Below are 720 nucleotides of genomic sequence, written 5' to 3' on the forward strand. Positions count from 1 at the left end.
CGATTAGAGTCTTTGCAATATGAGGATCTATGTTGGGCATGGTGCTGCGTGTTTCTTCAAAATTGATGTATTCATTAAAGCAAATGCTTGAAGTCTTTGCTCTTTTTTTGATGGAATAAAGTGCATTGCAGGGCAGTAACTATTGCCTGTACCCATCATGTGATTTAATGCTGTCATGAAAAATTGGTATCCCGCACTCATTGGTTATCGTTATACGTCTGTAAAACGAAGTAACCACTTTATATCGTTTATATCGCTCATATCGATGCTTGGTTTGATTATCGGCGTTGCCTTGTTGATTACCGTTCTTTCGGTAATGAATGGCTTCGATCGAGAGCTCAGAACGCGCATATTGGGAATGGTTCCTCACGCTGTTATTAAACCCTATGCCACGATGCAAGATTGGCAGAGCGTTGACGAATTAGTGACTGCGCATCCTAAAGTAGTCTCTGCCGCTCCTTTTATTCAAATCAAAGGTATGTTGAGTGCTTCGGGTCTTGTTCAAGGAGCGCAATTGAATGGCGTGTTGCCAGAAGAGGAGAAAACGGTCTCGATTATTGAGAACCACATGGTGCAAGGTAGTCTGGACGATCTTCAAAGCGGGGAATTTCGAATAGTTCTGGGCGATATGCTTGCACGACAATTGCGTGTGCAAAAAGGGGATCGCGTTACTGTCGTATTACCTGAAGCTTCGTTAACGCCGGCAGGTGTTTTTCCTCG

General features: G+C 43.6%; 2 protein-coding genes. One reads left to right on the forward strand and one right to left on the reverse strand.

What is annotated here, in order from left to right:
- Positions 1 to 27: 27 nt before the first annotated feature.
- Complete coding sequence (locus A3739_RS28645; RefSeq protein WP_156502389.1) at positions 28 to 177, reverse strand: hypothetical protein; 150 nt, start codon at positions 175 to 177, stop codon at positions 28 to 30.
- On the opposite strand from A3739_RS28645, the gene A3739_RS05910 reads away from it, so the two are divergent.
- Positions 176 to 720 (forward strand): ABC transporter permease (locus tag A3739_RS05910; RefSeq protein ID WP_197472097.1); only part of this gene is annotated, 545 nt, incomplete at its 3' end. The genes A3739_RS28645 and A3739_RS05910 overlap by 2 nt on opposite strands.

The sequence above is a fragment of the Oleiphilus sp. HI0067 genome, assembly GCF_001635735.1.

What these genes read in the sequence shown, in the direction of transcription:
- A3739_RS28645 (WP_156502389.1), bottom strand. Translation starts at nt 177, where the DNA reads ATGACAGCATTAAATCACATGATGGGTACAGGCAATAGTTACTGCCCT.